Source organism: Verrucosispora sp. WMMA2044, from assembly GCF_027497155.1.
GTDB lineage: Bacteria > Actinomycetota > Actinomycetes > Mycobacteriales > Micromonosporaceae > Micromonospora > Micromonospora palythoicola.
Genome location: NZ_CP114913.1, coordinates 4,622,820 through 4,649,192, shown reverse-complemented (window position 1 = coordinate 4,649,192; position 26,373 = coordinate 4,622,820). Strand labels below are relative to the sequence as shown.

General features: G+C 70.6%; 23 protein-coding genes and 1 pseudogene. 12 read left to right on the top strand and 12 right to left on the bottom strand.

Annotated features, from left to right (window positions below; genetic code table 11):
* Window position 1 precedes the first annotated feature (1 nt).
* The 3 genes from otsB to O3597_RS21075 all read right to left on the bottom strand — a co-directional run bounded on the left by otsB (window position 2) and on the right by O3597_RS21075 (window position 1,849).
* The gene (gene otsB, locus O3597_RS21085; protein ID WP_164446119.1) at window positions 2-826 is read right to left on the bottom strand and encodes a trehalose-phosphatase; all 825 of its coding nucleotides are present in this window, start codon (window positions 824-826) and stop codon (window positions 2-4) included.
* Between the two features lie 69 nt (window positions 827-895).
* Window positions 896-1,249, bottom strand: a complete 354-nt coding sequence (locus O3597_RS21080) for a hypothetical protein (protein ID WP_164446118.1) — start codon at window positions 1,247-1,249, stop codon at window positions 896-898.
* A 159-nt stretch (window positions 1,250-1,408) separates the two neighbouring features.
* Window positions 1,409-1,849, bottom strand: a complete 441-nt coding sequence (locus tag O3597_RS21075; RefSeq protein WP_164446117.1) for an XRE family transcriptional regulator — start codon at window positions 1,847-1,849, stop codon at window positions 1,409-1,411.
* Between the two features lie 264 nt (window positions 1,850-2,113).
* On the opposite strand from O3597_RS21075, the gene O3597_RS21070 reads away from it, so the two are divergent.
* The 5 genes from O3597_RS21070 to O3597_RS21050 all read left to right on the top strand — a co-directional run bounded on the left by O3597_RS21070 (window position 2,114) and on the right by O3597_RS21050 (window position 6,438).
* Window positions 2,114-2,458, top strand: coding sequence for a hypothetical protein (locus O3597_RS21070; RefSeq protein WP_164446116.1), 345 nt, complete (start codon window positions 2,114-2,116; stop codon window positions 2,456-2,458).
* 28 nt (window positions 2,459-2,486) lie between these two features.
* Window positions 2,487-2,915, top strand: coding sequence for a hypothetical protein (locus tag O3597_RS21065; RefSeq protein WP_281602176.1), 429 nt, complete (start codon window positions 2,487-2,489; stop codon window positions 2,913-2,915).
* A 381-nt stretch (window positions 2,916-3,296) separates the two neighbouring features.
* Entirely contained in the window at window positions 3,297-4,712 is a 1,416-nt protein-coding gene (locus O3597_RS21060; protein ID WP_164446114.1) for a PhoH family protein, read from the top strand.
* A 288-nt stretch (window positions 4,713-5,000) separates the two neighbouring features.
* Entirely contained in the window at window positions 5,001-5,675 is a 675-nt protein-coding gene (locus O3597_RS21055) for a lytic transglycosylase domain-containing protein (RefSeq protein WP_164446113.1), read from the top strand.
* Between the two features lie 109 nt (window positions 5,676-5,784).
* Complete coding sequence (locus tag O3597_RS21050) at window positions 5,785-6,438, top strand: rhomboid family intramembrane serine protease (RefSeq protein WP_164446112.1); 654 nt, start codon at window positions 5,785-5,787, stop codon at window positions 6,436-6,438.
* Here the strand turns inward: O3597_RS21050 and O3597_RS21045 are convergent.
* Together O3597_RS21045 and glpX are read right to left on the bottom strand one after the other, a co-directional pair.
* Window positions 6,368-7,366: a DMT family transporter gene (locus tag O3597_RS21045; protein WP_281604603.1), complete on the bottom strand. Its 999-nt coding sequence runs from the start codon at window positions 7,364-7,366 to the stop codon at window positions 6,368-6,370. The two genes, O3597_RS21050 and O3597_RS21045, sit on opposite strands and share 71 nt — an antisense overlap.
* A gap of 26 nt (window positions 7,367-7,392) precedes the next feature.
* Entirely contained in the window at window positions 7,393-8,424 is a 1,032-nt protein-coding gene (gene glpX / locus O3597_RS21040) for a class II fructose-bisphosphatase (protein WP_164446111.1), read from the bottom strand.
* Window positions 8,425-8,604: 180 nt separating this feature from the next.
* Here glpX and O3597_RS21035 point away from each other — a divergent pair.
* The 3 genes and pseudogenes from O3597_RS21035 to O3597_RS21025 all read left to right on the top strand — a co-directional run.
* Window positions 8,605-9,144 (top strand): annotated as a pseudogene (locus O3597_RS21035) (DUF4245 domain-containing protein); the annotation flags it as partial.
* Between the two features lie 134 nt (window positions 9,145-9,278).
* Window positions 9,279-10,082, top strand: coding sequence for a hypothetical protein (locus tag O3597_RS21030; RefSeq protein WP_281602175.1), 804 nt, complete (start codon window positions 9,279-9,281; stop codon window positions 10,080-10,082).
* Window positions 10,083-10,261: 179 nt separating this feature from the next.
* Window positions 10,262-11,110: a hypothetical protein gene (locus tag O3597_RS21025; protein ID WP_281602174.1), complete on the top strand. Its 849-nt coding sequence runs from the start codon at window positions 10,262-10,264 to the stop codon at window positions 11,108-11,110.
* A gap of 224 nt (window positions 11,111-11,334) precedes the next feature.
* Here O3597_RS21025 and O3597_RS21020 read toward each other — a convergent pair whose 3' ends face one another.
* Window positions 11,335-11,556, bottom strand: a complete 222-nt coding sequence (locus O3597_RS21020) for an exodeoxyribonuclease VII small subunit (RefSeq protein WP_164446107.1) — start codon at window positions 11,554-11,556, stop codon at window positions 11,335-11,337.
* Window positions 11,557-11,732: 176 nt separating this feature from the next.
* Entirely contained in the window at window positions 11,733-12,953 is a 1,221-nt protein-coding gene (gene xseA, locus O3597_RS21015) for an exodeoxyribonuclease VII large subunit (protein WP_164446740.1), read from the bottom strand.
* Window positions 12,954-13,110: 157 nt separating this feature from the next.
* Here xseA and O3597_RS21010 point away from each other — a divergent pair, with 157 nt between their 5' ends.
* From O3597_RS21010 to O3597_RS21000, 3 genes are all read left to right on the top strand, one after another.
* Window positions 13,111-14,100: a 4-hydroxy-3-methylbut-2-enyl diphosphate reductase gene (locus O3597_RS21010; RefSeq protein ID WP_281602173.1), complete on the top strand. Its 990-nt coding sequence runs from the start codon at window positions 13,111-13,113 to the stop codon at window positions 14,098-14,100.
* 76 nt (window positions 14,101-14,176) lie between these two features.
* Window positions 14,177-14,629 carry a hypothetical protein gene (locus O3597_RS21005; protein ID WP_281602172.1) on the top strand — a complete coding sequence of 151 codons (453 nt, stop codon included), beginning with the start codon at window positions 14,177-14,179 and terminating at the stop codon, window positions 14,627-14,629.
* A 73-nt stretch (window positions 14,630-14,702) separates the two neighbouring features.
* Window positions 14,703-15,539: a hypothetical protein gene (locus O3597_RS21000; RefSeq protein ID WP_281602171.1), complete on the top strand. Its 837-nt coding sequence runs from the start codon at window positions 14,703-14,705 to the stop codon at window positions 15,537-15,539.
* A 75-nt stretch (window positions 15,540-15,614) separates the two neighbouring features.
* Here the strand turns inward: O3597_RS21000 and O3597_RS20995 are convergent, their stop codons facing one another.
* The 4 genes from O3597_RS20995 to ppc form a co-directional block, all read right to left on the bottom strand.
* Window positions 15,615-18,872 (bottom strand): S8 family serine peptidase, encoded by a 3,258-nt coding sequence (locus tag O3597_RS20995; protein ID WP_281602170.1) that lies wholly within the window; start codon window positions 18,870-18,872, stop codon window positions 15,615-15,617.
* Window positions 18,873-19,035: 163 nt separating this feature from the next.
* Window positions 19,036-20,205 (bottom strand): DNA recombination protein RmuC, encoded by a 1,170-nt coding sequence (locus tag O3597_RS20990; protein WP_281602169.1) that lies wholly within the window; start codon window positions 20,203-20,205, stop codon window positions 19,036-19,038.
* A gap of 79 nt (window positions 20,206-20,284) precedes the next feature.
* Window positions 20,285-20,656 (bottom strand): peptidase inhibitor family I36 protein, encoded by a 372-nt coding sequence (locus O3597_RS20985; RefSeq protein WP_281602168.1) that lies wholly within the window; start codon window positions 20,654-20,656, stop codon window positions 20,285-20,287.
* A gap of 408 nt (window positions 20,657-21,064) precedes the next feature.
* Window positions 21,065-23,851, bottom strand: coding sequence for a phosphoenolpyruvate carboxylase (ppc, locus tag O3597_RS20980; protein ID WP_164446101.1), 2,787 nt, complete (start codon window positions 23,849-23,851; stop codon window positions 21,065-21,067).
* 204 nt (window positions 23,852-24,055) lie between these two features.
* Here ppc and O3597_RS20975 point away from each other — a divergent pair, with 204 nt between their 5' ends.
* Window positions 24,056-25,096, top strand: a complete 1,041-nt coding sequence (locus O3597_RS20975; protein ID WP_281602167.1) for a S66 peptidase family protein — start codon at window positions 24,056-24,058, stop codon at window positions 25,094-25,096.
* Between the two features lie 138 nt (window positions 25,097-25,234).
* On the opposite strand, the gene O3597_RS20970 is transcribed toward O3597_RS20975, so the two are convergent.
* Window positions 25,235-26,149, bottom strand: coding sequence for a cyclase family protein (locus O3597_RS20970; protein WP_281602166.1), 915 nt, complete (start codon window positions 26,147-26,149; stop codon window positions 25,235-25,237).
* Window positions 26,150-26,373 lie beyond the last annotated feature (224 nt).

Below are 26,373 nucleotides of genomic sequence, written 5' to 3'. Positions count from 1 at the left end.
CTCAGGTGAGCCGGTGGGTTGCCTCGGTGAGGAAGTCACCCAGGGCGGCCGGGGAGTCGATGGTGAGGTCGGCGGCTTCGGCGACCTCGTCGCCGGTCTCCGGGTTGGCGACGGCGACGCAGACACCGAGGAAGTCGGGGTCGGCGGCGGCGCGGGCGCGCAGCGCGGCGAAGGCCTTGATGTCGGAGACGTCGTCGCCGAAATACCAGGCCGCGCGTACGCCCTGCACCAGCTCGGCGATCACCATGCCCTTGTCCCGGTCGACCGGTGGCTTGATCTCCAGGACCATCCGTCCGATCTGGACCCGCAGGCCGAGGCGCTCGGCCTGATCCCGGCCCCACTGCTCGACGGTGGCGGCGAGTTGCGGCGCGGTTCTCCAGTGCAGGGCCACGGACAGCCGCTTGTACTCCACAAGGGTGCCGGGTGGCAGTTCGGCCCGGCCGAGTTCGGCGAGTTCCGCCATCGTGGGCACCCACGGCAGGGCGGCCGGTTCGGTGACCGTGTCGCCGCCGGAGTGGCTGTGTTCCAGGCCGTAGAGGCCGTACAGGTCGACCCCGGTGAGCCCACCGAAGTGTTCGCGCAGGAACTCCACCGGTCGGGCCGAGACGATCGCGATGCGCCGCACTATCGGCGCGAGGGTCTCGATGGCGGCCAGCACCTTCGGCGCGGGCTGCACCTGCGTCGGATCGTCGTCGACCGGCGCGAGGGTGCCGTCGAAGTCGAAGAAGAGGACGGTCTCGGCCGCCCGGTCGGCGGTCGCCCGCCAGGCCTGGTCGGCGTTCAGCGGGGTCTTCGGCTGCTGGTTGCCCAGATTCAACGGCGGCACGCGCGACAGCGTACCCCGGGTTCGACCGGTCAATCCTGGCGTGAATCCGGTGTGGGCGACAGGTGTGATTCAGCGTTCGGCGGCTCCACGTCCCCGGCGTCCGAACGGCACCACCGCCGCCTCCTGGCCGTGGCTGAGCAGGTAGCCCTCCACAAAACCGGAGTTCCGGTCGCCGGTGTGCGCCTCGATCTCCCGCAGCCGCTCGACCAGGAACTCGGTCAGCGCGGTGAGCCGGTCGTTGAGCCGGTCGTGCAACTCGGCGACGACGGCCAGGACGATCGCGGTGCCGGCGGTGGCGAGCGCGAAGAGGTTGACGAGCAGCGGAAGCTGCCCGCCGTTCAGGGTCAGGGTCACCGCGTTGCCGGTGATGCACAGCGTCACCGAGACCGTCGCGACCACGACAGCCAACCATTTCAGGGTCATGGAGAGACCCCCTTCTGTCCCGCAGGGCTGGGTTCGGCCTTGTCCCGTCCCCCCGCCGACGACGAGCCCAAGCAGTACGAATACGGACGCTAGCGCGCCCGATCCCGCCCCGTAGCGAAACGAATGAGGCTGACCTGCCGTTCTTTCGCCATCTGAGAACTAGCTGGCGGCGTCGCCTCGCTTTCGGACACCGAGCGGCAACGTCGGGCGATATGCGAGGTAACGAATGGTTTCTCGGATGTGGAACTTCTCCGCATCCGAGACGTCGGGATCGACCAGTCGGCGCAGCAGTGCCTCGACGTCGGGATCCATCGGTGGTGGTGACGGTGCGGTTCGGCGGGAGGTCGTCCGGTCCCAGCCCAACGCCGCGAAGGCCACTGTCGGGTTGAGACCGAGACCCTCGCAGAACGCCACCACCCGCTCGGCCTCCGGGTCGCTGGCCCAGTCGCCGCGTACCCACCGGTTGATGGTCTGCCGCGAGACGCCGGTACGCCGGGAGACCTCGGTGCCGCTCCACGCCCGGGTCGCGCGGGCCTCGTCGAGCGCGCGCCGGACGAAGGTGGCGAAGGCGATCTTCCTGGCGTTGGCCGTCTCGGTCACCTCGTGACCGTACGACCGTTGAGCCTGGGTGACGGCGCCTGCCACGCGTCTGTCACGCTTGCGTGACGTCGTTCTGGTGGAGCCGGATGAGGGTCCGGCACCCTTTCTGAGGGGTGTCACCTGGGCAGGATAGATGTACGTAGGTGCGGAGGCAAACGAACGAAAAGCTGATACTGTCACGTTCATGGGACAACCTACGGTGTGTCACGTGCATGAGACGATCAGTGCTCACCTGCGTCACGCGCCCGGTGCGAGGGGGACGCGGTGACCGAACTCGCAACCCGTGCTCAGGCGTTCGGTCTGGTGGCCGAGGGGGTCGCCGCCGGGCTCAGTGCGCCGTGGCGCCTCTACCTCGCCCGGGGCTGCCGCTACCTGTCGCTCAGTGTCGGTGACCGGGCCGAGTGGAACGCCTGGCGGACCCATCTCGGCTGCCCCGAACTGAGCGTGCGGGTCTACGACGCCGGCGGCGAGATCCGCCGCTCCTCGATGGCCGAGGTGGTCATGGACGGCTGCCGGATCAGCGTGGAACTGGTGGAGGAGATCGGCATCGACGACCTCGACCGGCTCCTGGTCGCCGACCCCACCACCGTCGAACCGGAGGAACGATGAGGTTCGCGCGGCGCACCGGAGCCGCCGGATGAGCCCGTTCCTGGCGATCTTCCTGGTGCTCGTGCTCGCCGCGACGAGCTACGCCGCCGGGCGGCTGCACGGGCAGCTCAGTTATCGGATCGGTTACCGCTTCGGTTACCGGCAGGGCTACTTCGACGGGGACCGTGGGGCGTGGAACCGGCGTCGTCGGGAGGCTCAGGCGGCCATCGCCTCCGCCCTCGCCGTCACCACGCCCTCGTCGCCTCCCGCTCGGGTCTCGGCCACGGTGAATCCGCTTCAGCCGCGCGGGGTGGGTGCGCCACCTTCGGCGCTGCGTGCCGACGGGCCACCGGGGGAGATCGAGAAGGGTCCGACAGCCCGCCCGGGCACCACGTACACCGGGTCGTCCTTCGGGGAGCCGGCCGCCTCGGTCACCGGGCGGCACCCGACCGGCACCCTCGTTCGACGGACCGGCTGAACCGGTCGACGGGCTCCGGCCCGTCCACAGACGCGGCGCGTACGCCCTCCGGGTGGCGCCGCCGGGGCCACGTCAGACCGGTGGCGGTGGTCCCACCGGCCGGGATGCGCGCAGGGGGCATGCATCCCGGCCGGTTCATCGCGTGGGCTCCGCGCGGGTTGCGGAACTCCGTCGCGTCCGCCCGCGGCAGTTCATGAGCGACTACTAGCCGGGACGGGTGCGGGGAGCTAGCGTCTAGGCATGGCGCGGGGTTGTCCCGAGCCAGCCGGCCCGCCCGGCCTGCGACCTCGCGCACGGGGCCCGCATCCGACCCCGTGTCAGTCGGGCATCCGGAGGAGGCGGACCGCGGGTGGCCGGGTGCCCATCCGCCGGAGCAGGCCTGTGACGACTCGCCGTACGACCGCCGGTGCCGACCAGGGCCCGGCCGCGACTACCACGACCCGCCGCAGCACCCGGAGCCGCCGCACGGCGGCCGCCGGTTCGGTCGACCCCAGGGAGCCTCGACCAGCGGGTCAGTCCTTCGTTCTGGACACCTCGGTCCTGCTCAGCGATCCGGCGGCGTTCCACCGTTTCGCCGAGCACGAGGTGGTGCTTCCGCTGGTGGTGATCTCCGAGCTGGAGGGCAAGCGGCATCACGCGGAGCTGGGCTGGTTCGCCCGACAGTCGCTACGCATGCTCGACGAGCTGCGGGTGCGCCACGGTCGGCTCGACCGGCCGGTGCCCGCCAACGACGTCGGCGGCACGCTGCGGGTGGAGCTGAACCACACCGACGACGGGGTGCTGCCGCCGGGCTTCCGTAACGAGTCCAACGACGCACGGATCCTCTCCGTCGCGCTCAACCTCGCCGCCGAAGGGCGGGAGGTGACGCTGGTCAGCAAGGACATGCCGTTGCGGGTCAAGGCCGCCTCCGTGGGGCTGCGCGCGGACGAGTACCGGCACGGCCAGGCCAGCGACCCGACCTGGACCGGGATGGCCGAGCTGGAGCTGGCCGAGGACGACATCGCCAAGCTCTACGCCGGAGAGGTCATCGACGTGGACGCGGCGGCCGGTCTGCCCTGCCACACCGGTCTGGTGCTGCACTCGTCCCGGGGCTCGGCGCTCGGCCGGGTGCTGCCGGACAAGACCGTGCGGCTGGTCCGTGGCGACCGGGAGGCGTTCGGTGTGCACGGGCGCTCGGCCGAGCAACGGGTCGCGCTCGATCTGCTGCTCGACGAGTCGATCGGCATCGTCTCGCTCGGCGGTCGGGCCGGCACCGGCAAGTCCGCCCTTGCCCTGTGCGCGGGGCTGGAGGCGGTGATGGAACGTCGCCGGCACAAGAAGGTGATCGTCTTCCGCCCGCTGTACGCCGTCGGTGGGCAGGAACTGGGCTACCTGCCCGGCTCGGAGTCGGAGAAGATGTCGCCCTGGGCGCAGGCGGTCTTCGACACCCTCGGCGCGGTGGTGCACGAGAACGTGCTGGAGGAGGTCACCTCCCGCGGTCTGCTCGAGGTGCTGCCGCTGACCCATATCCGGGGCCGCAGCCTGCACGATGCCTTCGTCATCGTGGACGAGGCACAGTCACTCGAACGCGGCGTGCTGCTGACCGTGCTCTCCCGGATCGGCCAGGGCTCGCGGGTGGTACTGACCCACGACGTCGCCCAGCGGGACAATCTCCGGGTCGGACGGCACGACGGTGTCACGGCGGTGATCGAGGCGTTGAAGGGTCATCAGCTGTTCGCGCACGTGACGCTCAGCCGTTCGGAGCGGTCGCCGATCGCCGCGATGGTGACGGACCTGCTGGAGGACATCCCGACCTGACCAGCTTTTCAGGGGTATTGCACCGAAATTTGGCGTGACCAACGTCACAATTGAGGTCTGCGGTTTCCCATCAGCCTCACTGTGCGCGATCGTGTCCCACGGGCGCCCACGCACCCGACGCATCGTTGGTGATCGTTCGTCACTCCAACACCGGAGCGGACGACGCCAGCCAGGCGACGCGGTGCGTCCACGGTGGCCGGTACGCCGGCCACGGGCGCCCGTGGTGCGCTACGACCTCAGTCTGGTCTGGGCGCACCGCGACCCTGACCCCGACGAAGGGATCACTTCGTGAGTCGGCCGTGGAGCCGGTTCGCCGCCCGCACCGCAGCCGTCGCGCTGCTCTCGGTGGGCGTGGCCGGTGGTTTCTACCTCAGTGAGGACCGCCAGTCCCAACGCTCAGGCCCCGGTGCTCAGGTGGCCGGCAGCGTCAGCGACATCGACGTCAACGTCGAGTACCGGCAGCAGGAGACGGTTTCCCGCCAGGTCCGTACCGCCCGGCAGCAGGCCACCGAAGTGCGGAAGCAGGCCAAGGCCGCCGCCGAGAAGGCCCGCAAGGCGGAGGAGGCGGCACGCAGGAAGGCCGAGGAGAAGGCCGCCAAGGAGGCTGCGGCCCGGGCCGCGAAGCCGTACGACGGCCCGATTCCCGAGTCCTGCGAGGAGTACAGCGGTAACCGGAAGGTCGGCTGCGCGCTCATGATCGATGCGGGCTTCAAGATCGACCAGTTCCCCTGTCTGGACCGGCTCTGGAACAAGGAGAGTGGCTGGAACCACAAGGCCCGTAATCCCTCCTCCGGGGCGTACGGCATCCCGCAGGCGTACCCGGGGAACAAGATGTCCTCGGTCGGCTCCGACTGGCAGACCAACCCGGTCACCCAGATCAAGTGGGGGCTCGGCTACATCAAGGGCCGCTACAGCACGCCCTGCGCGGCGTGGAACCACTCGCAGGCCAAGGGTTACTACTGAGCTGGACCACGGCGGCGGCGCGCGGGCGACCGCGCCCCGCCGCCGTGTCGCTCGTGCCTCGTGCCGGGAAAAGTGGCGGCTGTCGCCGTTTGCTGATAGCTGTTGACGGGTGACCCTGCTTCCCGGAAGTGGCGATCCCCACCGCTTCGGCACCGTGGCCTTCTACGCGTCCATCGGCCGGGCGTTCGTCGCCATGTGCGCGGTGGTTCCGGTGCTCTTCCTGATCGAGGGCCTCGACGTCTGGCTGGGCGCCGGGTTCGACTCCGCCGCCGGGATCATCCCGCAGCGCATCGACGGACTGGACGGCATCTTCTTCTCGCCGTTCCTGCACCACGGCTTCGACCATCTCTACAGCAACAGCATCCCGCTGATTCTCCTCGGCACCTTCGTGCTGGCCGCGGGTGCCCGGCGCTTTCTCTGGTCCACCCTGGTGATCGTCCTGGTCAGCGGGCTCGGCGTGTGGTTCACCGGCTCGTCCAACACGATCGTGGTCGGTGCCAGCGGGGTGATCTTCGGATACCTCGGCATCCTGCTCACCCGGGGCATCTTCGAGCGGAGCTGGTGGAACTTCGCCGTGTTCCTGCTGGTCGGGCTCCTCTACGGCGGCCAACTGGTCGGCGTCCTGCCCACCGACGAACGGATCTCCTGGCAGGGGCACCTGTTCGGGCTGCTGGGCGGCATCGTGGCCGCGATCATCTTCCGGCGTCGTCGGTCCGACCTCGACGGGCCGTACCGCTCCGAGTCTCCGATGACCATGCCCTGACTCGTCCGCCGAGCGCGGCGACCGCCACGGCGACCAGGGTCAAAACGGCACCGAGCAGCGTGGTCGGGTCGGGATGCGAGGCGGCGGAGGGCATCAGCACGTCCAGCAGCACGGCGCCGACCACCTGGCCGGCGACGGTGGCCAGACCGAGCAGCAACACGCCGGTGAGGCGGACCACCGCGGCGGCCACCGCGATGAACGTGACGCCGATCGGCCCACCGAGGTAGAGCCAGAGATCGTTGGGAAGCTCGCCGGGTGGCAGACCCCGCAGCGCGAGGCTGACGAGGAACGCGACAAGCAGCACCGCCGTACCGGCGGTGAAGTTGACGAGCGTGGCGGTCAGCGTGCTCTCGGTGACCACCCGGACCCACCCGTTCACCGCCTGCTGCCAGGCGACCGCTACGCCGGCCAGCAGCGGTAACAGGGCCAAAGCGAGGGTGGACGGCTCGCGGAACCGGTCGCTGACCGCCAGCAGCACCGCGACCACGGTCAGCGCCGCACCGGCCAGCCGGGCACCGGTCACCGCCTGCCGGCCACTCGGGCCGATCCCCGCCCGGTCGACCAGCAGGCTGCTCGCGGACTGGCCAGCCACCACGGCCACGGTGAACACCGCGACTCCCAGGGTGCCGACGGTGGCGCCCTGGGTGAACACCAGGAACGCGCCGCAGGCACCACCCAGGCACTGCCAGGGCCGAAGCGCTCCCTGCTGGAGGGCGGTACGCAGCGCCGTCAGTCCGCGTCGTCCGGCGCGGGTGGCCGGTACCAGCAGCAACAGCAGCAGCAGGCCCGAACCGAACGAGACGACCGCGGCGGCGACCCCGTCGCCGAGGCGTACGCCCAACTCGCCGTTGATCCGCGACTGCGTCGCCACCGCGACCCCGGCCAGGGTCGCCAGCGCCACCGCGCCGAACCGGCGACCCGCCGACACCGCCGGCCGGGTCGCCGTGGGGGCACTCAAGCCTGTTCGTCCAGCGGCCGACCGTCGAAGTCCACCGCCGAGTAGAGCGCCAACTTCTCCAGGCGGTGGTACGAGTCGATCACCCGGATGGTGCCGCTCTTGGAGCGCATCACGATCGACTGGGTGTACGCCCCGCCGGCCCGGTACCGCACGCCGCGCAGCAGGTCCCCGGAGGTGATGCCGGTGGCCACGAAGAAGCAGTTGTCGCCGGTGACCAGGTCATCGGTGGTGAGCACCCGGTCCAGGTCGTGGCCGGCCGCGACCGCCTTCTCGCGCTCGGCGTCGTCGCGCGGCCAGAGCTTGGCCTGCATCATGCCGCCCATGCACTTCAGGGCGCAGGCGGCGGTGATCCCCTCCGGGGTGCCGCCGATGCCCATCAGCACGTCGACGTCCGACTCGCCCCGTGCGGCGGCGATCGCGCCGGCGATGTCGCCGTCGGAGATGAAGCGGATGCCGGCCCCGGCGCGGCGAATCTCGTCGACCAGGCCGTCGTGCCGGGAGCGGTCGAGCACACAGACCGTGACCTCGGAGACGCTCGTGCCCTTGGTCTTCGCGATGCGGCGAAGATTTTCGACCGTGCCGGCCTCGATGTCCACCACGTCCGCATAGGCCGGGCCGACGGCGAGCTTCTCCATGTAGAAGACCGCGCTGGGATCGAACATCGCCCCGCGTTCGGCCACGGCCAGCACCGCGAGGGCGTTCGGCATGCCCTTGCTCATCAGGGTGGTGCCATCGATCGGGTCCACCGCGACGTCCACCTCGGGGCCGTCGCCGTCGCCGACCTCCTCGCCGTTGAACAGCATCGGGGCGTTGTCCTTCTCGCCCTCGCCGATCACCACGACGCCCTTCATCGGGATCGAGTTGATCAGCTTGCGCATCGCGTCGACGGCCGCGCCGTCGCCGCCCTCCTTGTCGCCCCGGCCGACCCAGCGGCCGGCGGCCATCGCCGCGGCCTCGGTGACCCTGACCAGATCGAGGGCCAGGTTGCGGTCGAGGTTCTGGGGAATTCGCGTCCTGATGGTGGTCATGAAAACGGCTCCTCCTCGCGGCGGTGCGGGGCGGGCCGGCGCTGCCGGCTTCGTCGCTGATCCTCACACGATGGCGGATGCGCAGCCGGGTCGGGGCGGTGATGGGACGGATACCGCCGGTCGGGCGGCTGCGAGAATGGCGGGGTGGAACCTGCACAGCCTGCTGACCGCACACCCGACGACGAGCCCGTGCCACCACCCGCAGCCGCCGCGAAGTCCGAGCGGTCCCCGCGGGACATGGCCATCTCGCTGCTCGTGCTGCTGATTCCGATCGCCCTGCTACTCGCCTTCTACCGGGGCTTTCTCGGTGGGGACGAACCGAACACGGTCGATCCGGCGCCCGCCTTCGAACAGGCGAGATCGGCCGGCGCGTTTCCGGTGAGCGAGCCGACCGGGCTGGGTGACGAGTGGCGGGCGGTACGCGCGACCTACCGTACGGCCGAGGACGGGGCGATCCTGCGGGTGGGATATGTCACCCCGGAGGGGCGGGGCCTGCAACTGGTGCAGAGCAACGTGCCGCCGGACCGGCTGCTGCCGGCCGAGCTGACCGACGAGGGCCGCCCGCAGGGGCAGGCCGATCTCGGGTCGGGCACCTGGCAGCGGTACACGGCCCGGGGCAACGAGCAGGCGTTGGTGCTGCTTGAGCCGCAGCGCACGGTGATCGTCGTCGGCGACGCCCGCGACAACGAGCTGCGCGCGCTCGCCACCGCCGTGGACTGAACGACCGCCACCGGCGCGGGTGGGCCGGCGCATCGGGTGCCCCCTGCGTGTCGGCGCGATCCGCTACGCTCCCCGGGTTCGCTGCCCGGCCGGCTGTGTTCGGTCGGGCTTACCTGCTTGAAGAGAGACGATCTGTGAACATTCGACGGTGGAGCGTGGGCCTCCTCGCCGCCACGCTGCTCGTTCCCGGCCTCGTCGCCTGCAACAACGCCAGCGGCGACTCGCCCTCCGCGGGCGCCTCGACCGATGCGGGCATTCCGGCCGACCCGAAGGCGGCGCTGGTCGCCAGCACCAAGGGGCTCGCCGAGGGCAACTTCACGTTCACCATCACGGCCGACTCGATGACCGGCAAGGGCACGTTCCACAAGCCCAGCAACAGCGCTCAGATGACGATGACCGTGGGTGACGAGGACTTCACCATGGACTTCGACCTCATCCAGATCCAGCCGGACACCTGGGTGAAGGTCGACCTCGGTGACCTTTTCGCCGGCGTCCCGGGGATGGAGGCGATCAAGGACAAGTACCAGCACCTCGACGCCGCCAAGGCCAAGGACGCGAAGAACCTCGACATCTTCAAGGAGGGCACCGACCCGGCCGACGCCGCCGGCATGTTCGAGGGCCTCGCCGAGGTGCAGAAGACCGGCGAGGGCACCTACAGCGGCACCTTCGACCTCACTTCGGTGAAGGACTCGGTGGCCGCCGACGAGGACATGCTCAAGGCGCTCGGCGACCAGGCCAAGGCGATCCCGTTCACCGCGAAGCTGGACGCCGAGGGGCGGCTGAGCGAGCTGGTCATGTCCGTCCCGGCGGCGGGCGAGACCAAGGCGCAGGACATCAAGATCGCCTACGGCGACTACGGTGCCGCGACCGCCGTGCAGAAGCCGCCGACGGACCAGGTCATCGAGGCGAGCGAGCAGACCTACGAGATGTTCAAGTAGGCCGAGCGGCGATGCTACGGGGGTGGGCTCAGCCCACCCCCGTACGCGTTCCGGCTGCTCGCCGAGAAGGTCGGAGGGGCTTGGCCGGTTTCGGGTGATTGGCGGGGCGGGCGGCAGGGAACAGAGGAGGGGAGCCTCCGGCGCGAGAACGCACCGGATGACCCTGCTGGGAGACACCGATGACCGTTCGACGACTGAGCGCCGGCCTCGTAGCCGTCGCCCTCTTCACGCCCGGAGTCGCCGCCTGCACCAACACCGGCGACGCCGGGCCGAGCGCCACACCGTCCGCCACCGCCACCGCCACCGCCAGCGCCACCGGTACCGCCGGTGAGGCCGACACCGACGCGAAGCAGGCGCTGCTCGACTCGACCCGGGAGATCCGTAACGGCAACTTCAGGTTCAGCATGTCCGGTGCCGGCTCCGTCATGGAAGGGCAGGTGCACCAGCCGAGCCAGAGCGCCGAGATGCGGGTACGCCTCGGCGAGTCGACCGACGACCTGGCGATCAGTCTTGACGTCATCCACGCCAAGCCGGACAGCTGGGTGAAGCTGGACCTTCAGGGCCAGGCGGCCAGCGGCGTGCCCGGGGTGGACCGACTCAACCTCGGCAAGTACCACCACCTCGACCAGAGCCGGATTCAGGGCAACCGCAGCCTGGGCTTCGACTTCGACAAGGTCGACCCCGCCGGCAGTGAGGCGCTGACCCAGGCCGTCACCGATGTCCGTCGTACCGGCGACGGGGCGTACGCCGGCACCCTCGACCTGTCGAAGGCCGCCGACGCCGGTTCCCTCGACCCGAGCGTGGTCGCCGCGCTCGGCGCGGAGGCGAAGTCGGTGCCGTTCACCGCGACGACCGACGCCCAGGGACGGCTCACCGAGATGGTCATCCGACTGCCCGAGGGTGGCCGGCCGGCCGGGCAGGAGATCAGGGTGACCTACTCCGACTACGGCAACGCGACCGAGGCGACCAAGCCCCCGGCCGACCAGGTCGTCGAGGCCCCGCCGGAGCTGTACAACCTGTTCGACTGAGCCCGAAGCGCGGCGACGTGGCCGGACGGCCGCCTCGCCCGGAATGAACCGTACGCGTCGTGGCGGGAGCCGACCGGCTCCCGCCGCGACGCCTGCCGGAATCGGCTGGACTGCCGGTCACCTGAGCTGGCCGTGCCGTGCCGGTCGGCCTGCCGGTCACCCGGGCCGTGGGCCTGCCGTGCCGGTCGGCCTGCCGCCGGCGACGGGTCCGTCCTCGGGTCCGGTCAGGCAGTCGGGTCGGGCCGCGCGGCGTCGATGCGGGCGCGGGCACCGTCGAGCCAACGTTGGCAGATCACCGTCAGCGCCTCGCCGCGCTCCCACAGCGCCAGCGACTCCTCGAGCGACGTGCCACCGGCCTCCAGCCGCTCCACCACCGACGCGAGTTCGGCGCGGGCCTGTTCGTAGCTGAGTCGTTCGTCCGACCCGCTTGTCTTCTCGTCAGTCATCGCACCCATCTCAGCACAACCGCCCGACACCACCGGCGGCCGCACCGCCGTCGTCCGCGCTCGCGTGCCGTCACCGCCGCAGCGGTCCGGCGGTGTGGCTCCGGGGCCCGGTTTGGTGGCTCACGCACCCGGCGCCCCCGAGACGAGGCCGCCGGCCCGGGCGGTGAATGTACTGCTCAGGTGTCGACCGTGGCGGACAGTTCGCCGTCGGCCAGGCGTACCCGAAGCGGATCGCCGGCCGCCACCTCGCTGGCCGCGCGTACGACGTGGCCGTCGGCGCGTTGCACGATGGCGTACCCACGGTCGAGGGTGGCGGCCGGGGAAAGCGCGCGCAACCGGGCGAGGGTGTGCCGCAGGTCGTCGTCGGCGGCGGTGAGCCGGTGGTCCAGGCAGCGGCCGGCGCGTTGGCGCAGTGCGACCAGCTCGGCGGCCCGTTGCTCGATCATCACCTGTGGCCGGGCCAGCACCGGTCGGGAGCGTAGCGCGTCGATGCGGTGGGCCTCCCGATCGACGAGGTTGTGCACGGCCCGGTGCAGCCGGTGCCGGGCCTGCTTGATCAGGCGTACCTCCTCGGCGAGGTCGGGCACCACCCGTTTGGCCGCGTCGGTGGGGGTCGACGCCCGGACGTCGGCCACGTAGTCGACCAGCGGCGCGTCCGTCTCGTGGCCGATGGCACTGACCACCGGTGTGCGACAGGCGAAAACGGCACGGCACAGTGCCTCGTCGGAGAAGGGCAGCAGATCCTCGATGCCACCCCCGCCGCGGGCCAGGATGATGACGTCGATGCTCGGGTCCGCGTCCAGCACCTTCAGCGCGTCCACGATCTGCGGCACGGCGGCCGGGCCCTGGACCGCCACGTTCACCGTGCGGAACTCCACCGCTGGCCAGCGTCGGCGGGCGTTCGTCAGCACGTCCCGCTCGGCGGCACTGGCCCGACCGGTGATGAGCCCGATCCGCTGCGGCAGGAACGGTGGGCGGCGCTTGCGCGCCCGGTCGAACAACCCCTCGGCGGCCAGCAGCTTCTTGAGTTTCTCCAGCCGGGCGAGCAGCTCACCGAGGCCGACCTGACGGATCTCGTCGGCGCGCAGGCTGAGCGTGCCCCGGGCGGCGTAGAACTCCGGCTTGGCGTGCAGCACCACGCGGGCCCCCTCGCGCAGCTCCGGCGCGCCGGAGTCGAGGACGTCGCGGTTGGTGGTGACCGTGAGGCTCAGGTCGGCGGAGGGGTCACGCAGCGTCAGGAACACGGTGCTGGCACCGGGCCGCCGGCTGATCTGCGCCACCTGCCCGTCGACCCACACCCACCCGAGCCGGGCCACCCAGGCACCGATCTTCTGACTGACCACCCGAACCGGCCAAGGCTCATCCGAGCTGCTCTTCCCACCAGCCCCCTCACCCACACCCACCCGCCCACCCTACGACCCCATCCCGACCGGCGTCGATCATGAAGTTGTTGTGCTCGGCACGGCGTGTCGCGGGCGACAACTTCATGATCAACGGGCGGTGGGGGGCGGCTCGGGCGCTGCCGGGTGCGGGGGTGGCACGTACGATGAGGGGGTGACTGAGGCTGAGGCGACTTACCGGACCGGCAAGCGCGTGCTCCTGGCCAAGCCCCGCGGCTACTGCGCGGGCGTGGACCGGGCGGTGCAGACCGTCGAGGAGGCGCTCAAGCTCTACGGAGCCCCGATCTACGTCCGCAAGCAGATCGTGCACAACAAGCACGTGGTGCGGACGCTGGAAGCCCAGGGCGCGATCTTCGTGGAGGAGAACGAGGAGGTGCCCGAGGGCGCCACGGTGATCTTCTCCGCGCACGGCGTGGCACCCGAGGTCTACGAGCAGGCCAAGCAGCGGTCGCTGAAGGCGATCGACGCCACCTGTCCGCTGGTCACGAAGGTGCACCACGAGGCGAAGCGGTTCGCCGCCGAGGACTACGACATCCTGCTCATCGGTCACGAGGGGCACGAGGAGGTCATCGGCACCTCCGGCGAGGCACCGGAGCACATCCAGCTGGTGGACGGTCCGGAGGACGCCGACCGGATCACCGTACGGGACCCGAACAAGGTGGTCTGGCTGTCGCAGACCACGCTGTCGGTGGACGAGACGATGGAGACCGTCGCCCGGCTGAAGAAGCGGCTGCCGATGCTCCAGTCACCGCCCAGCGACGACATCTGCTACGCCACCAGCAACCGGCAGCACGTGATCAAGGAGATCGCGCCGGAGTGCGACGTGGTGATCGTCGTGGGCTCACGCAACTCGTCGAACTCCGTACGCCTGGTCGAGGTTGCCCTGGACGGCGGTGCCCGTGGTGGCCACCTGGTCGACTTCGCCCACGAGATCGAGGACGCCTGGCTGGCCGACGCGCGGACGGTGGGCCTGACCTCGGGTGCCAGCGTGCCGGAGGAACTGGTACAGGAGGTGCTGGCACACCTCGCCGAGCGTGGCTTCACCGACGTCGAGGAGGTGGTGACCGCGAACGAGCGGCTCACCTTCTCGCTGCCGCAGGAACTCAAGCGGGACATGAAGGCCGCCGCGGCGGCCCGCGACTGAGCCACCGGACAGGTTCGTGAGCACGCCAGGCCGGCCCGGTGGAACTGATCACCGGTCCGGTACGTCAGAGCTTGGTATGAGGACCATACGGATCGCCGCCACCGCGTTGATCGTCTGCACGGCGCTCGCCGCCTGTGCCGGCCAGGAGGCGGGTGACGGCACCACCACCCCGACCCCGACGGGAGCGTCACCGGTGACCGAACTGCCCACCCCGGACCCGACCGGGTCCGCGCCCGCGCCCTCACCCTCCGACCCCGTGGACCCGACGGCGCCCACCACCCGACCGACGGTCCGGCCGAGCGCCCCGTCGAAGCCACCCGCGACCGGCGAGATCACGTTGACCGGCCGGGTCGAGTCCGGCGTCGAGCCCGGCTGCCTGCTGCTCGACGGCTACCTGCTGCTCGGCGGTCCTCGCGACGTGCTCGGCGCGGGGGCGTCGGTGACGGTGACCGGGCGCCCCGACCCGACCATGATGTCCACCTGCCAGCAGGGCACCCCGTTCGTCGTGGCCTCCGCCAGGCGCAGCTGATTTCGTGACCCCGGGCCGCCCGCGACGGCGGCACGGGCCGACGATGTGGATCAGTTGATGGCAGGATGCCCCGGTGCGGTACCGACCGATCCTTCCTGCGGCGGCCGGGGCCCTCGCCGCCGTCCACGTCCTCGGCATCCTCACCGGTGTTCCGCTGCTGCGCCAGGCCGAGGTGGCCGCGCTGCTGGTGTTGGCGGCGTACGCGCTGACCGCCCGGTCACCGGATCTGCCCTGGGCGTTGCCGGTGGCGCTGACCGTCCTCGTCGTCGACGCGTGGATCACGATGCCCGCCGAACCCGCCGACCGGGAATGGCAGGTCCTCCGACCCGGCGCAGTTGACCCGACCCTGGGGTTCGTCACCGGCCTCCGGCTGAGCTGGGCGGCGCTGTTCCTCGTCCTGATCCTGTTGCTGACCGGTCGGTGGCGTGACGCCCGCCCGGGACGCTTCGCCCTCGCCGGTGCGGTGCTGGCGGCGACGCTCGTGGTCGGGTACGCGGCCGTCCGGCTGGTCGAGATCCACTTTGCGGTACGCGCGACCCAGTCGCCCGGTCCCGGCGACACCGGCCCGTCCGGCGTGGCGACGGTCGGCGCCATGCTGGCACCCCTCGCCCTCGCCGTCGGCGCGGTGGTCCTGGCTGCCCTGCTGGCCGGGCGTCGCCACCGGATCGCCGCCGGCGGTGCCGTCCTGCTGGTGCTGGTCGCCGTGACCCACCTGGACGCGGCGCTCGCCTCGTTGTCGCTGCCGTCGGCCGCCGGACCTGGTGTCCTGCTGACCGCCGCGTTTAGGGCCAACGCGAGTCTGCCCGCCTCCGGACCGGCCGTCTTCGCCGCCGTCGAGTTGGCCGCGTACCTGCTGCTCGTGGTGGGTCTCCTCGGCCGCCACTCGAAGCGGGCCGAGCCGGTCGGCTGACCGGCTCGGCCCGTGGACGGACGGAAGCCCGCCTCCGGAGAACCGGAGACGGGCTTCCTGATGGTGCGGGTGGTGTCAGTTCACCGCGCCGATGGAGACCGCGCCGCGGCCGACGACCGCGCCTTCGGTGGTCACCACGGTCAGCTCACCGTAGAGGCTCCGGCCCGCGGCCGGGGTGGACTGGGCCGTCACCGTGCCCGAGATGGTGCCGGTGGCACCGTGCCCCAGGGTGAGGGTGCCGCTCGACGCCGAGAGGGTGCCGAGCGCCGGGGAGGAGAACGAGTCCCGGTAGTCGTACTCGGTGCTGCCACCCGCGCCGTCGACCGAGTACGCCTCGACGACGACGGTGTAGGTGCCCGCCTCCGGGTTGTTCAGGGTCACGGACTCCTCCGAGTCCCCGTCCGCGTTGTACGCGATCAAGGCACCGCCCCGGTACACGAACAGGTCGAGGTCGGCGCCGGCGTCCGAGGTGTTGCCGATGCGGGCGGTGAAGCTGGTGGCGCCCGCCGGCACGTCCACGGTGTACTCCTGCGTCGCGTACTCGACGATGGTCGGCCGCTCCGCGTGCGAGCTGGCCAGCGCGCCGCCCTGACCGGTCACCGTGACCGGGCCGAAGGTGTTCTTCAGCGACCAGGTGACCGGGGTCGGTGCGCCGGCGGTGACCGACGGCAGCTCGACCACGGCCGGCTCGACCGCGACGCCCTGCACCCGTGCCTGGATCTGGTACGGGTTGTTCAGCGACGGCGAGGTCCGCCGCGACTCGACCTCGATCTCCCAGACACCCGGCATCGGGTTCTGGTAGTCGCGCTCGAAGGCGTTGCAGAGGACCGTGCTGACGTGGTTGGTGAAGCAGGCCAGGCTGGAGGTGCTCTCCACCGGAACGCCCCACGGGTTGAACGCGATGAAGCGCGTCTGCGACCCGGTGGCGATGCCGGAGAGGTTGACCTGGAGCGCACCGGCGCCCGGGGGCACCGTCACGAAGTACGACGTGGTGCTGTTCCGGTCCACCGAGCCCTGCGCCGAGTAGGCGAAGTTGGGCTTGCTGACGTCGTTCGAGACCACCACCACGGCGGAGACCTCGAAGTCGATCGTGCTGGTGGCCGGGTCGTCGACGGTCACGATCGTGCCGTGCGCGCCGACGGTCTTCGGCTTGGCGATGATCGTGATGGTGACGGGCGTGTTCAGCGGCAGCGTGACGTTCTTCGGCGCCGAGAAGGTGCCGTCGTTGCCGCGCAGACCGATGTTGTGCTTGACGTTGCCGGCCGGGCCGCTGGTCCGGGTCAGCGTGACCTGGTACGACTTCGCCTGGTTGACCTTGTGGCCGCCGTCGGCGGAGCCGCAGCGGTTGTAGACGCCGGTGCCCTGGTTCGGCGTGGCCAGCAGGCCGGAGAGCACCGTGCAGACCGGGGCGGCGGAGGTGTACGAGCGGGTCTGGACACCCTTCTTCAGCAGCTTCCAGGCACCCGGCACGTTGAACATGCCGTAGCCCTGCCCGTAGGTCGGGGTGTCGGCGATCGGCTTGGCGGAGGTGAAGATCGCCCGCCGCAGCATCTCCGGGGTGATGCCCTTGTCGGTCGCCCGGGCGGCCGAGAGCAGCAGCGCGGCGGCGCCGGCGGCCTGCGGAGAGGCCATCGACGTGCCGTTGAACATGCCGTAGCCCGGCGGCAGCGCGTAGCCGGCCTCGGCGACCGGGCTGCCGGGCTGCCACACCGGCGTGGTGGAGATGGCCGAACCCGGCGCGGCGATGTTCGGCTTGGCGCCACCGTCCTCACGCGGGCCGCGCGAGGAGAAGTTGAACAGGGCGTTCTTCTTCTTGACCACCGAGCCGTAGTTCGCCAGCCAGGTGTCCTTGCTGATGCTGGCGGCGACGCTGACCACGTTGCCCGCCACCGACGGGTCACCGATGGTGTTCACGCCCGGGCCGGAGTTGCCGGCCGAGATGAACATCTGCACCCCGTAGGTGGTGATCAGGTTGTTGTAGAGGGTGGCGCGGGCGTTGTTGCCGTCGTTGAGCGCCGGCAGGCCACCGATCGACATGTTGATGACGTCGACCCCACGGTTGATCACCAGATCGGCCATGCCGGTGGTGAGCGCGGCGGCCGTGCAGCCGCCGCCCCAGGAGCAGGCACGGGAGGAAACGATCTTGGCGCCGGGGGCGGCACCGTCGAACGCGCCGTTGCCGAGCATGTCGTTCGCGGCGGTGATGCCGGCGACGTGCGTGCCGTGGGCGCTCTCGATGATGCCGATGTTGACGAAGTCCACTAGGCCGTTGGCGCCCGCAGAGACGTTCTTACGGTACTCGACGACGAACGACATCCGCTCCTTGATCGCGGTCGCCGGGTTGTCGGTGCCGAAGTGGCCGACGTCGAACTTCTCCTTGTACGGCCGCATCACGGCCTCGTCGGTGAAGTCACCGTCCTGATCGGTGTCGACCCAGATGTTGTTGGTGGTCGGGTCGAACAGGATGCCGAACCGGTCGGTGTTGTCACCGTCGCGGTTGACGTCACCGGCCGGGTCGCTGTCGATGGTGATGTTCTCGCTGAACAGGTTGAACCGGTAGCTGCCGGCCGGTGCGGTCCAGGTGCGACCGGCGAGGGTGAACGTCGGCCCGGTCACCTGGTTGATCATTGGCCGCCAGGTGGGGTCCTCGAACGGGTCCGTCGCGGTCACCCAGTCGACGATCTTGCGCTCGCCGGTGGTGGTCTCCTGCAGCGCCGGGTGCTCCAGGTCCACACCGGAGTCCATGATGCCGATGGTGACGCCGCGGCCGTCCCACTTCTTGTGCTGCTTGACGAACTTGACCGCACCGGTCTCGTTCGTCGGCATGTACGGGTTGTCGGCCTTGGTCCGGGCGCCCGGACCGTTGAGCGTGTCGCCCTGCTTGCCGCCCTTCTTGCCGCCGGGAGCGACCTCCGGCTTCGGGTCGGGCAGCTGGATCTTCTCGTCCAGGTCGATGGTGGCCACGCCCGGCAGCTTGGCGGCCTTGACCGCCTTGCCGGTCGGCACCTTGGCGAGCACGTAGCCGATGGTGTCGTAGCGCTCGGTGACGGCCGCGCCGAGATCCTCGAGGTCGTCGGCGACGTCCTTCGCCTTGCCCTTGTCGGTGGCGACGATCATCGTGACGGTGGGGGCCTTCTTCGCCTCCGCCTCGGCGAGCAACTTGGCGTCGTGCTGATCCAACGACTCGGCGGGGGTGGCCTGCGCGGTGTCGGGTCCGGCAGGAGCGGCGCTCGCGGTGGCGGCACCGCCCGCCACGGTCACGGCGCTGGCCGCCATCACCGAGGCGAAGAGCGCGGCGGAGGTACGCCGGCTCAGGTTTCGGGGTTTGCTCACGTTCTCTTTCCTCCAGAGAACTCAGGCGCCCTCAGAAGCAGGGCACGCGTGAGCGAAATCCTTCGTGGTGCCGACCGTCGATGTCACTACCGCCGGGTACGTTGTGACCATCTCGTGATATGCGAGACGCTCATTGTCACATCGAAGATGATAGGGGCCGATTTCAGTTAGACCGAGTTCGATCATCCGGTGTGGATTCCGCAAGCAATTCCGGCGCTTGCGGCTGCCGCGGCGCCAGCTCCACCTGCCCCGGCGTGGGCAGTTCCTGATCCGACACCCCCAGCTCGGCCAGCTTGCGGGCGCTCACCAGCACCCGCGCCTCCAGCGAGCCCACCGCCCGGTTGTACGCAGTGACCGCACCACCGAGTGAGGCACCGAGTTTACCGACGTGGTCACCGAGCGTCGACAACCGTCCGTACAGTTCCCGCGCCACCGTGTGCACGGCCATCGCATTGCGGGTCAGCTGTTCCTGCCGCCACGACCAGGCGACCGTACGTAGCAGCGCGACCAGGGTGGCCGGGGTGGCCAGCACCACGTTACGGGCGAAGGCGTGCTCCAACAGCGTCGGATCGCGTTGCAGGGCGACGTCCAGAAAAGGATCAGCCGGCACGAAGAGCACAACGAACTCCGGAGTGGACTCGAATGCGGACCAGTACGACTTGGCGGCCAATGCGTCGACGTGCGCCCGCAGGTGCTTGGCGTGCGCGTCGAGATGGGCGTCCCGGCCCCGCTCGTCGCGCGCCTCCATCGCGGTGAGGTACGCGTCGAACGGCGCCTTCGCGTCCACCACAACGCTTCGTCCGCCGTGCAGGCGAACCACCAGGTCGGGGCGTACCGTCTGCTGGTCGGTGGCGGCGGTGACCTGCTCGGCGAAGTCGCAGTGTTCCAGCATCCCGGCGGCCTCGACGATGCGCCGCAACTGGTGCTCGCCCCACCGCCCACGCACCTGCGGCGCACGTAGGGCCGCCACCAACTGCTTCGTCTCCGTCCGCAGCTCACCGGAGACCGCGCTCATCGCGCGGACCTGCTCGCGCAGCTCGGCGTACGCGTCGACCCGCTCCCGTTCGAGATCGGCGACCCGCTGCTCGTAGCGGCGCAGCGTCTCGTGCAACGGGGCCACCGCCCGGGCGACCGCCTCCTGCGACTGGGCCGTCGCCTCATAGCTCAACGCCCGCATCGACTGCTCTAGTCGCCCCTCGCCCTCGCGGGTGGCGCGCAGCGTGGCGTCCAACCGGGCGATCTCGGTCGCCGAGCGGGCCCGGGCGGCGAACCAGCCGACCGCGCCGCCGGCACCGAGACAGACGACGACAACCGCGAGGGTTTCCAGGTCCATCCTCAGGAGCTTGCCAAACAAGAACGGCACCCACCGGGCAGGGTGTCCGCGACATACCGTGCAGCCCGGTCTGTTCGGCCTAGTAGAAGTAGTGCCAACTGCCGTAGAAGCGGACGTCGGGGCTTGATGAGCGTGAGCTCAGACTGAGGATAGGGTCTGCGCCGTTGACCGAGTGGGGGGTATTGAAAATGTAGACATTGACTCTGGAATTGTTGCGCGCGGAGCGGACGGGCCAGTTCTTTGCCCAGGAGCACACGGTCGGCGAGTTGTGCCAGTCAGCATCCCTGTCGGACCAGGCGCACCGCTTTCCGGTTCCGTTGGCGCCGTCCCAGACGCACATGTTGCTGGTGGGGCAGTCCCAGGCGGCTGCCTGGGCTGCGACGGGTGGCGCTGCCACGAACATGATCGTTGCCAGGCCAAATATGGCCAGGATCTGCCGCACCTTCTTCACGGTTCCCCCGTTTCTTTTGGATCTGCCGATGGCACGCGTTGTGAGTCATTCCGCTGACCGACAGCAGCGAGATTCGGCTACGTGAAGTGGAGCTTACACTTCCGTCAATGCCCTGTCAGTCCTGAACGGCCCGGACTCTGGTTCAGTCGGGACCGGAAAAGTCGTAGCGGATGCCTCGCCGGCATGGAGTGGAAGCGCTCGGGTGGGAGATGTGGGACGGGCAACCGACGTCGCACCCGTCAGCGGGCTGCCATGCCGTGACCATGGCCCTGCTCTGTTCCCCTGCGGTCATGGCTTGCCACTCGGGAGTGGAGGGTGAACGGCCGTCCCGGGCCTGGGAGACCCCAGGCCCGGCGCCGAGACGGCTGCGGCCCGCCAATGCTGGTTCGACGGGCCCCTGATCGTCCGTCAGCCGGTGTTGCGCATGCCGGCCGCGATGCCGTTGACCGTGGTGAGCAGGGCCCGCTCCAGGGCCGTGCCGTCGCTGGGGGCGCGTCGGCCACCCGGTGCGGTGGCCACCGCCCGGCCGGCCGCCCCGGAGTCGCGGTACTGCCGCAGCAGCGCCACCTGAAGGTGGTGCAGCGGTTCCAGGTAGGTGTCACGTACGGCGAGGGTGCGTTGCAGCACCGGGGAGTTCTCCAGCAGGTCCGGTGAGTCGGTGACGGCGAGCACCTCGCGCCGGGTCAGCTCGTACTCCTGCTCGATCTTGTCGAAGATCGGGTGCAGCTGCTTCGGGACCAGGGTCTCGACGTACCGGCGGGCAATGCCGAGGTCGGTCTTGGTCAGCATCATCTCCACGTTCGACAGGAACGTGCGGAAGAAGTGCCAGTTGCGGTGCATCTCGGCGAGCACGTCGGCCAGCCCGGCCTCCCGGGCGGCGGCCAGACCGGAGCCGACCCCGAACCAGCCGGGCACGATCTGCCGGGTCTGGGTCCAGCCGAACACCCACGGGATGGCCCGCAGCCCGGACAGCCCGGCGCCGGTGTTCGGCCGCTTCGCCGGCCGGGAGCCGATGTTCAGCGCACCGAGCAACTCGGTCGGGGTGGAGGCCCAGAAGTACGCGGGCAGGTCCGGATCCTCGACCAGTGAGCGGTACGACCGGAACGCCGACTCGGACACCACGTCCATCGTCGCGTCCCAGCGTTCCAACATCTCGGCGGGTTGGCGGGGCGCGGTGTGCAGCAGCGTCGCCTGGAGCACGGCGGCCACGCTCAGCTCCAGGTTCTCCCGAGCCAGCGCGGGCAGGGTGTACTTGTCGGAGATGACCTCACCCTGCTCGGTCACCTTTATCGCGCCGTCCAGGGTGCCGTACGGCTGGGCCAGGATCGCGTCGTGCGTGGGGCCGCCGCCGCGCCCGACCGTGCCGCCCCGGCCGTGGAAGAGCCGCAGGTGCACCCCGTGCCGAGCGGCCACGTCGCGCAGTGCGCGCTGGGCCCGGTGGATGGACCACTGGCTGGTGGTGATGCCGGCCTCCTTGTTGGAGTCGGAGTAACCGAGCATCACCTCCTGCACGTCGCCCCGGGCCGCCACCAGCGCCCGGTACGCCGGCAGCGACAGCAGCTCATCGAGCAGCTCCCCGCCGGAGTTCAGCTCGGCCGGGGTCTCCAGCAGCGGCACGATGCCGATCCGGGCCCGGCCGCTGTGCACGTCGACCAGGCCGGCCTCGCGGGCGAGCACGACCGCGGCGAGCACGTCGTCCACGCCGAGGGTCATCGAGATGATGTACGACTCGATCACCTCGGCGCCGAACCGGTCCTGCGCCTCACGGATGGTGCTGAACACGTCGAAGGTCTTGCGGGCCGACTGGCTCAGCGGGGTGTCCGCCGTCGACAGCGGCCGGCGACTGGCCAGCTCGTCGGCGAGCAGCTTGGTGCGCTCCAGCCGGCTCAGCGACGGGTAGTCGTCGACCTCACCCACCGCCGCGTACAGCTGGGTGAGCACCTCGTGGTGCTTCTCGGCGTGCTCGCGGACGTCCATGGTCGCCAGGTGCAGGCCGAACGCGGAGACGGTACGGATGGTCGAGGCGAGCCGGCCGACGGCGGTGAGCTGACCGGAGTTGCGGGCCAGCGAGGCGCGCAGCAGATCGAGGTCGGCGATCAGCTCGGCCGAACCCCGGTAGTCGCGCCCCGGCACGTGCGGGGTGCCCTGGCGCAGCCGGGCCCGGGTGTTGGCGAGCTTGGCGCGGACACAGCGGGCCTTGAGCCGGTACGGCTCCTCGGCGTTGACCCGTCGGAAGCGGGGCGCCACCTCGGGCAGCGCGTCGAGGTCGGCGGCGAGGCTGGCGGACAGGTCGAGCGAGACCCCGCGCAGGCGGCGGGAGACCGACACCTCGTTGATCAGCTCTTCCATCGCCGCCTCGGTGGCGGTCAGGCCATGCTCGTGCTGAATGGCCAGCACCTCGCGGGTCACCGCCGGAGTGACGAACGGGTTGCCGTCCCGGTCACCGCCGATCCAGGTGCCGAAGGTCAGCGGTCGGGCCGTCGGCGAGGTTTCCACGCCGAGCGTACGCAGCGTCTCGGCGAGGTCGTCGAGCACCTGCGGGGCCGCCTCGGCGTACAGGTCACGCAGGTAGTAGATGGCGTTGCGCGCCTCGTCGGTCGGGTCCGGCCGGTCCAGCCGCAGCTCGTCGGTCTGCCACATCAGGTCGAGCAGCTCGGCCAGCCGCCGGTTCGCCGGGCCTTCGTCGCTGGCGCCGTAGAGGATCGCGTTGGCGGTCTCGGCGTCCAGCTCGTCGGCGATCGCGCGCAGCTTCGACAGGATCGACCGGCGAGCCGCCTCGGTCGGGTGAGCGGTGAAGACCGGACGTACCGCCAACCGGCGGGCCACCGAGGCGATCTCCTCGGCCGGCACCCCGCGTTCGGCGATCATCTTGGCCGCCTGGTCCAGCCAGCCGCCCTGGACGGCGCGGCGACGCCGCAGGTCGCGGGCCCGGTGCACCTGCTCGGTGATGTTGGCCAGGTGGAAGTAGGTGGAGAAGGCGCGGGCCAGCTTGGTGCCGGTGGTCACGTCGAGCCCGCCGAGCCGCCGGGCGGCGGCCGGCGCGTCGGTGCGGACCTGGGCCCGGATCTCCTCGACGAGGTCGAGCAGCGGGCGCCCCTCCTGGCGGGCCAGGGTCTGCCCGAGCAACGTGCCCAACCTGCGGATGTCGGCGCGCAGCGCGGCGTCGGGGCCGTCGTGATCGTGCTGGTCGGTCACCATGCGCTCCTCACGTCAAGTACGAAGGACAGCGCTGTCCGACTCCCCCGATCGTATCCACGCGAACCCGCCCGGAAGGAAGGGCCCCTTGATAACGCCCTTCGTTTCAGGGGGACCCCGACCGGGCGTCGACGCTGCCGAGGTGCGCCGGTCGAGGACTTCCGGAGGCCGAAAACCGCTGTTCACGGCCGATAGCGTCGGGACATGACGTCGTTGGTTGAGCCCCCGAAGCCCCGACCTGGCGATCGAGTGGCGATCGTCTCACCCTCCGCCGGTCTGCCAGGTCTCTTCCCGCACGTGTACGAACTGGGGCTGCGCCGGCTGCGTGCGGAGTACGGCCTGGAGCCGGTCGAGTACCCGACCACCCGGATCATGGGTGCCGACCCGCGTGACCGTGCCCGGGACCTGACCGCCGCCTTCGCCGATCCGACGATCACCGCCGTGCTGGCCACCGTCGGCGGCGACGATCTGATCACCGTGACGCCTCATCTGGACGACGAGGTGCTACGGGCCAACCCGAAGCCCTACTTCGGGTACTCCGACAACACCAACGTGCTCAACCACCTGCACCGGCTGGGCGTGGTCAGCTACCACGGCGGTTCGGTGCTGGTGCACCTCGGCCGCCCCGGCGCGCTGCACCCGCTGACCGCCGACTCGCTGCGCGCGGCGCTGTTCGGCAGCGACTGGTACGACCTGACCCCGGCGGCGCAGTGGGGCGATGAGCCGAACGACTGGAACGATCCCGCGTCCCTCGCCGCCGAGCCGGTGATGTTCCCCGGCACCGGCTGGCGTTGGCAGGGGCCGGCGAAGGTGGTCGAGGGACGCACCTGGGGCGGCAACCTGGAGGTGCTGCACTGGCTGCTCGCCGCCGACCGGGTCGCACCGGCGGCCACGCTGGCCGGGTCGGTCTTCCTGATGGAGACCTCGGAGGAACTGCCGCCGGCCGTCGAGGTCTACCGCATGCTGCGTAACCTCGGTGAGCGTGGCCTGCTCGACGGCTTCCCCGCCGCGCTCGTCGGTCGCGCCAAGGCGTGGGAGTTCGGCCGCCGGCTCACCCCGGCCGAGAAGAAGGCGTACGCCGAGGACCAGCGGGCCGCCGTCACCCGGGCCTTCGCCGAGTACGCCACCGACACGGTCCTGGTCTTCGACGTCGACTTCGGTCACACCGACCCGCAACTGATCATCCCGTACGGCGGCGAGGTCCGGGTGGACGCGGTCCGGCAGCGCATCTCGGTGCGCTACTGACGGCCGAGCCAGCCACCGAGGCGCGACATCCACTCGACATGCGGGATGTCGCGGTATCCGCGCCGACGGAAGCCGCGACATCCCGCATCCGGAGTTGACCGTGCCCCGCAGTCCACGACGCCCGGTCCACGACGCGCCTCAGTCCACGGCGGCGAAGGCGCGGACGGGGAAGGTGCCCATGCCGGCCACCCTCGGTGGCGCGGCGGTGAACCGGAAGCCGTCCGGCGGCAGGGCGTCCAGCCCGGTCAGGTGCTCCACGATCGGGATGCCGGCGGCCAGCAGGAGGCTGTGCGCGGGCCGCTCACCGCCGGCCGCGGGACCCATGGCGTCAATGTTGATCGAGTCGATGCCGACCAGGGCGGCGCCCGCGTCCACCAGCGCCTGTGCGCCGTCACCGGTCAGATGGGGCGCCTCCGGGGCGCCGTACCGGTCGGTGCCGAAGTGCGCGTCCCAGCCGGTGTGCAGCAGCACCGCCTTGCCGGCCACGTCGTACGGCGCCAGTAGCAGCCGGTCCACCGCGCGGGTGTCGGCGGGCAGCCGGACGACGAGTCCGGGCAGGTCGGCGAGGCGGTCCAGCGGGAAACCGGACAGGTCGACACCGTCGGCGTACCGGTGGGCGGGGGTGTCCAGGTAGGTGCCGGTGTTGGCGATCATGTCGATCCGGGCCACGTGGAACTCGGTGTCCGGCGCGTAGTGCTCGCGGGACGCCTCGCGGCTCAGCCACTCGGTGATCTTCGGGGCCGGCCAGCCGGGCAGGGTGATCATCCCGTCGGTGACCAGGTGGCTCAGCTCGATCAGCCGCCGCCCGGTCACGCCGTCCGGGGCACCGCCGACGGCGCGTCCACCCTTGTGCGGTTCCTCGATGATCGTCTTGTTGGTGATCCGTACCTCGGCGACCATCAGCAGGCCGAGATGCCGGACGAACAGCGCCGCCAGGTCGGCGTCGTCGATCCGGTCGCCCGGGATGTCCAGCCGGAACCCCTCGGTGCTCAGGCTTCCGCCGTTGGCGAAAGCGACCACCGCGTCGAACTGCGCCCGCCACTGCCCACTCACGCTCCCACCCGATCACCCCCCACCCGACCAGTCAAGATCCGCCACTGCCTCTGCCGTCCCGGTCGAGGCGACAACTTCGGGGAGAGTGTCGCCTCCCACGCCCCGCAGCCTGCACTTTCCCCGCAGTTGCACACGCCTCGGGATGGTCGGGGCGCTTCGGCGAGGCGTCGGCCGGGAGGGTGGGAAGCGGGGTGAAGGTCGGTGGGCAGAGCTAGGCTGGCACC

What these genes read in the sequence shown, in the direction of transcription:
- O3597_RS21020 (WP_164446107.1), bottom strand. Translation starts at nt 11,556, where the DNA reads ATGACTGACGAGAAGACAAGCGGGTCGGACGAACGACTCAGCTACGAA.
- O3597_RS20975 (WP_281602167.1), top strand. Translation starts at nt 24,056, where the DNA reads ATGACGTCGTTGGTTGAGCCCCCGAAGCCCCGACCTGGCGATCGAGTG.
- glpX (WP_164446111.1), bottom strand. Translation starts at nt 8,424, where the DNA reads ATGACCACCATCAGGACGCGAATTCCCCAGAACCTCGACCGCAACCTG.
- O3597_RS20990 (WP_281602169.1), bottom strand. Translation starts at nt 20,205, where the DNA reads ATGGACCTGGAAACCCTCGCGGTTGTCGTCGTCTGTCTCGGTGCCGGC.
- O3597_RS21005 (WP_281602172.1), top strand. Translation starts at nt 14,177, where the DNA reads ATGAGGACCATACGGATCGCCGCCACCGCGTTGATCGTCTGCACGGCG.
- O3597_RS21080 (WP_164446118.1), bottom strand. Translation starts at nt 1,249, where the DNA reads ATGACCCTGAAATGGTTGGCTGTCGTGGTCGCGACGGTCTCGGTGACG.
- O3597_RS21025 (WP_281602174.1), top strand. Translation starts at nt 10,262, where the DNA reads ATGACCGTTCGACGACTGAGCGCCGGCCTCGTAGCCGTCGCCCTCTTC.
- O3597_RS21065 (WP_281602176.1), top strand. Translation starts at nt 2,487, where the DNA reads ATGAGCCCGTTCCTGGCGATCTTCCTGGTGCTCGTGCTCGCCGCGACG.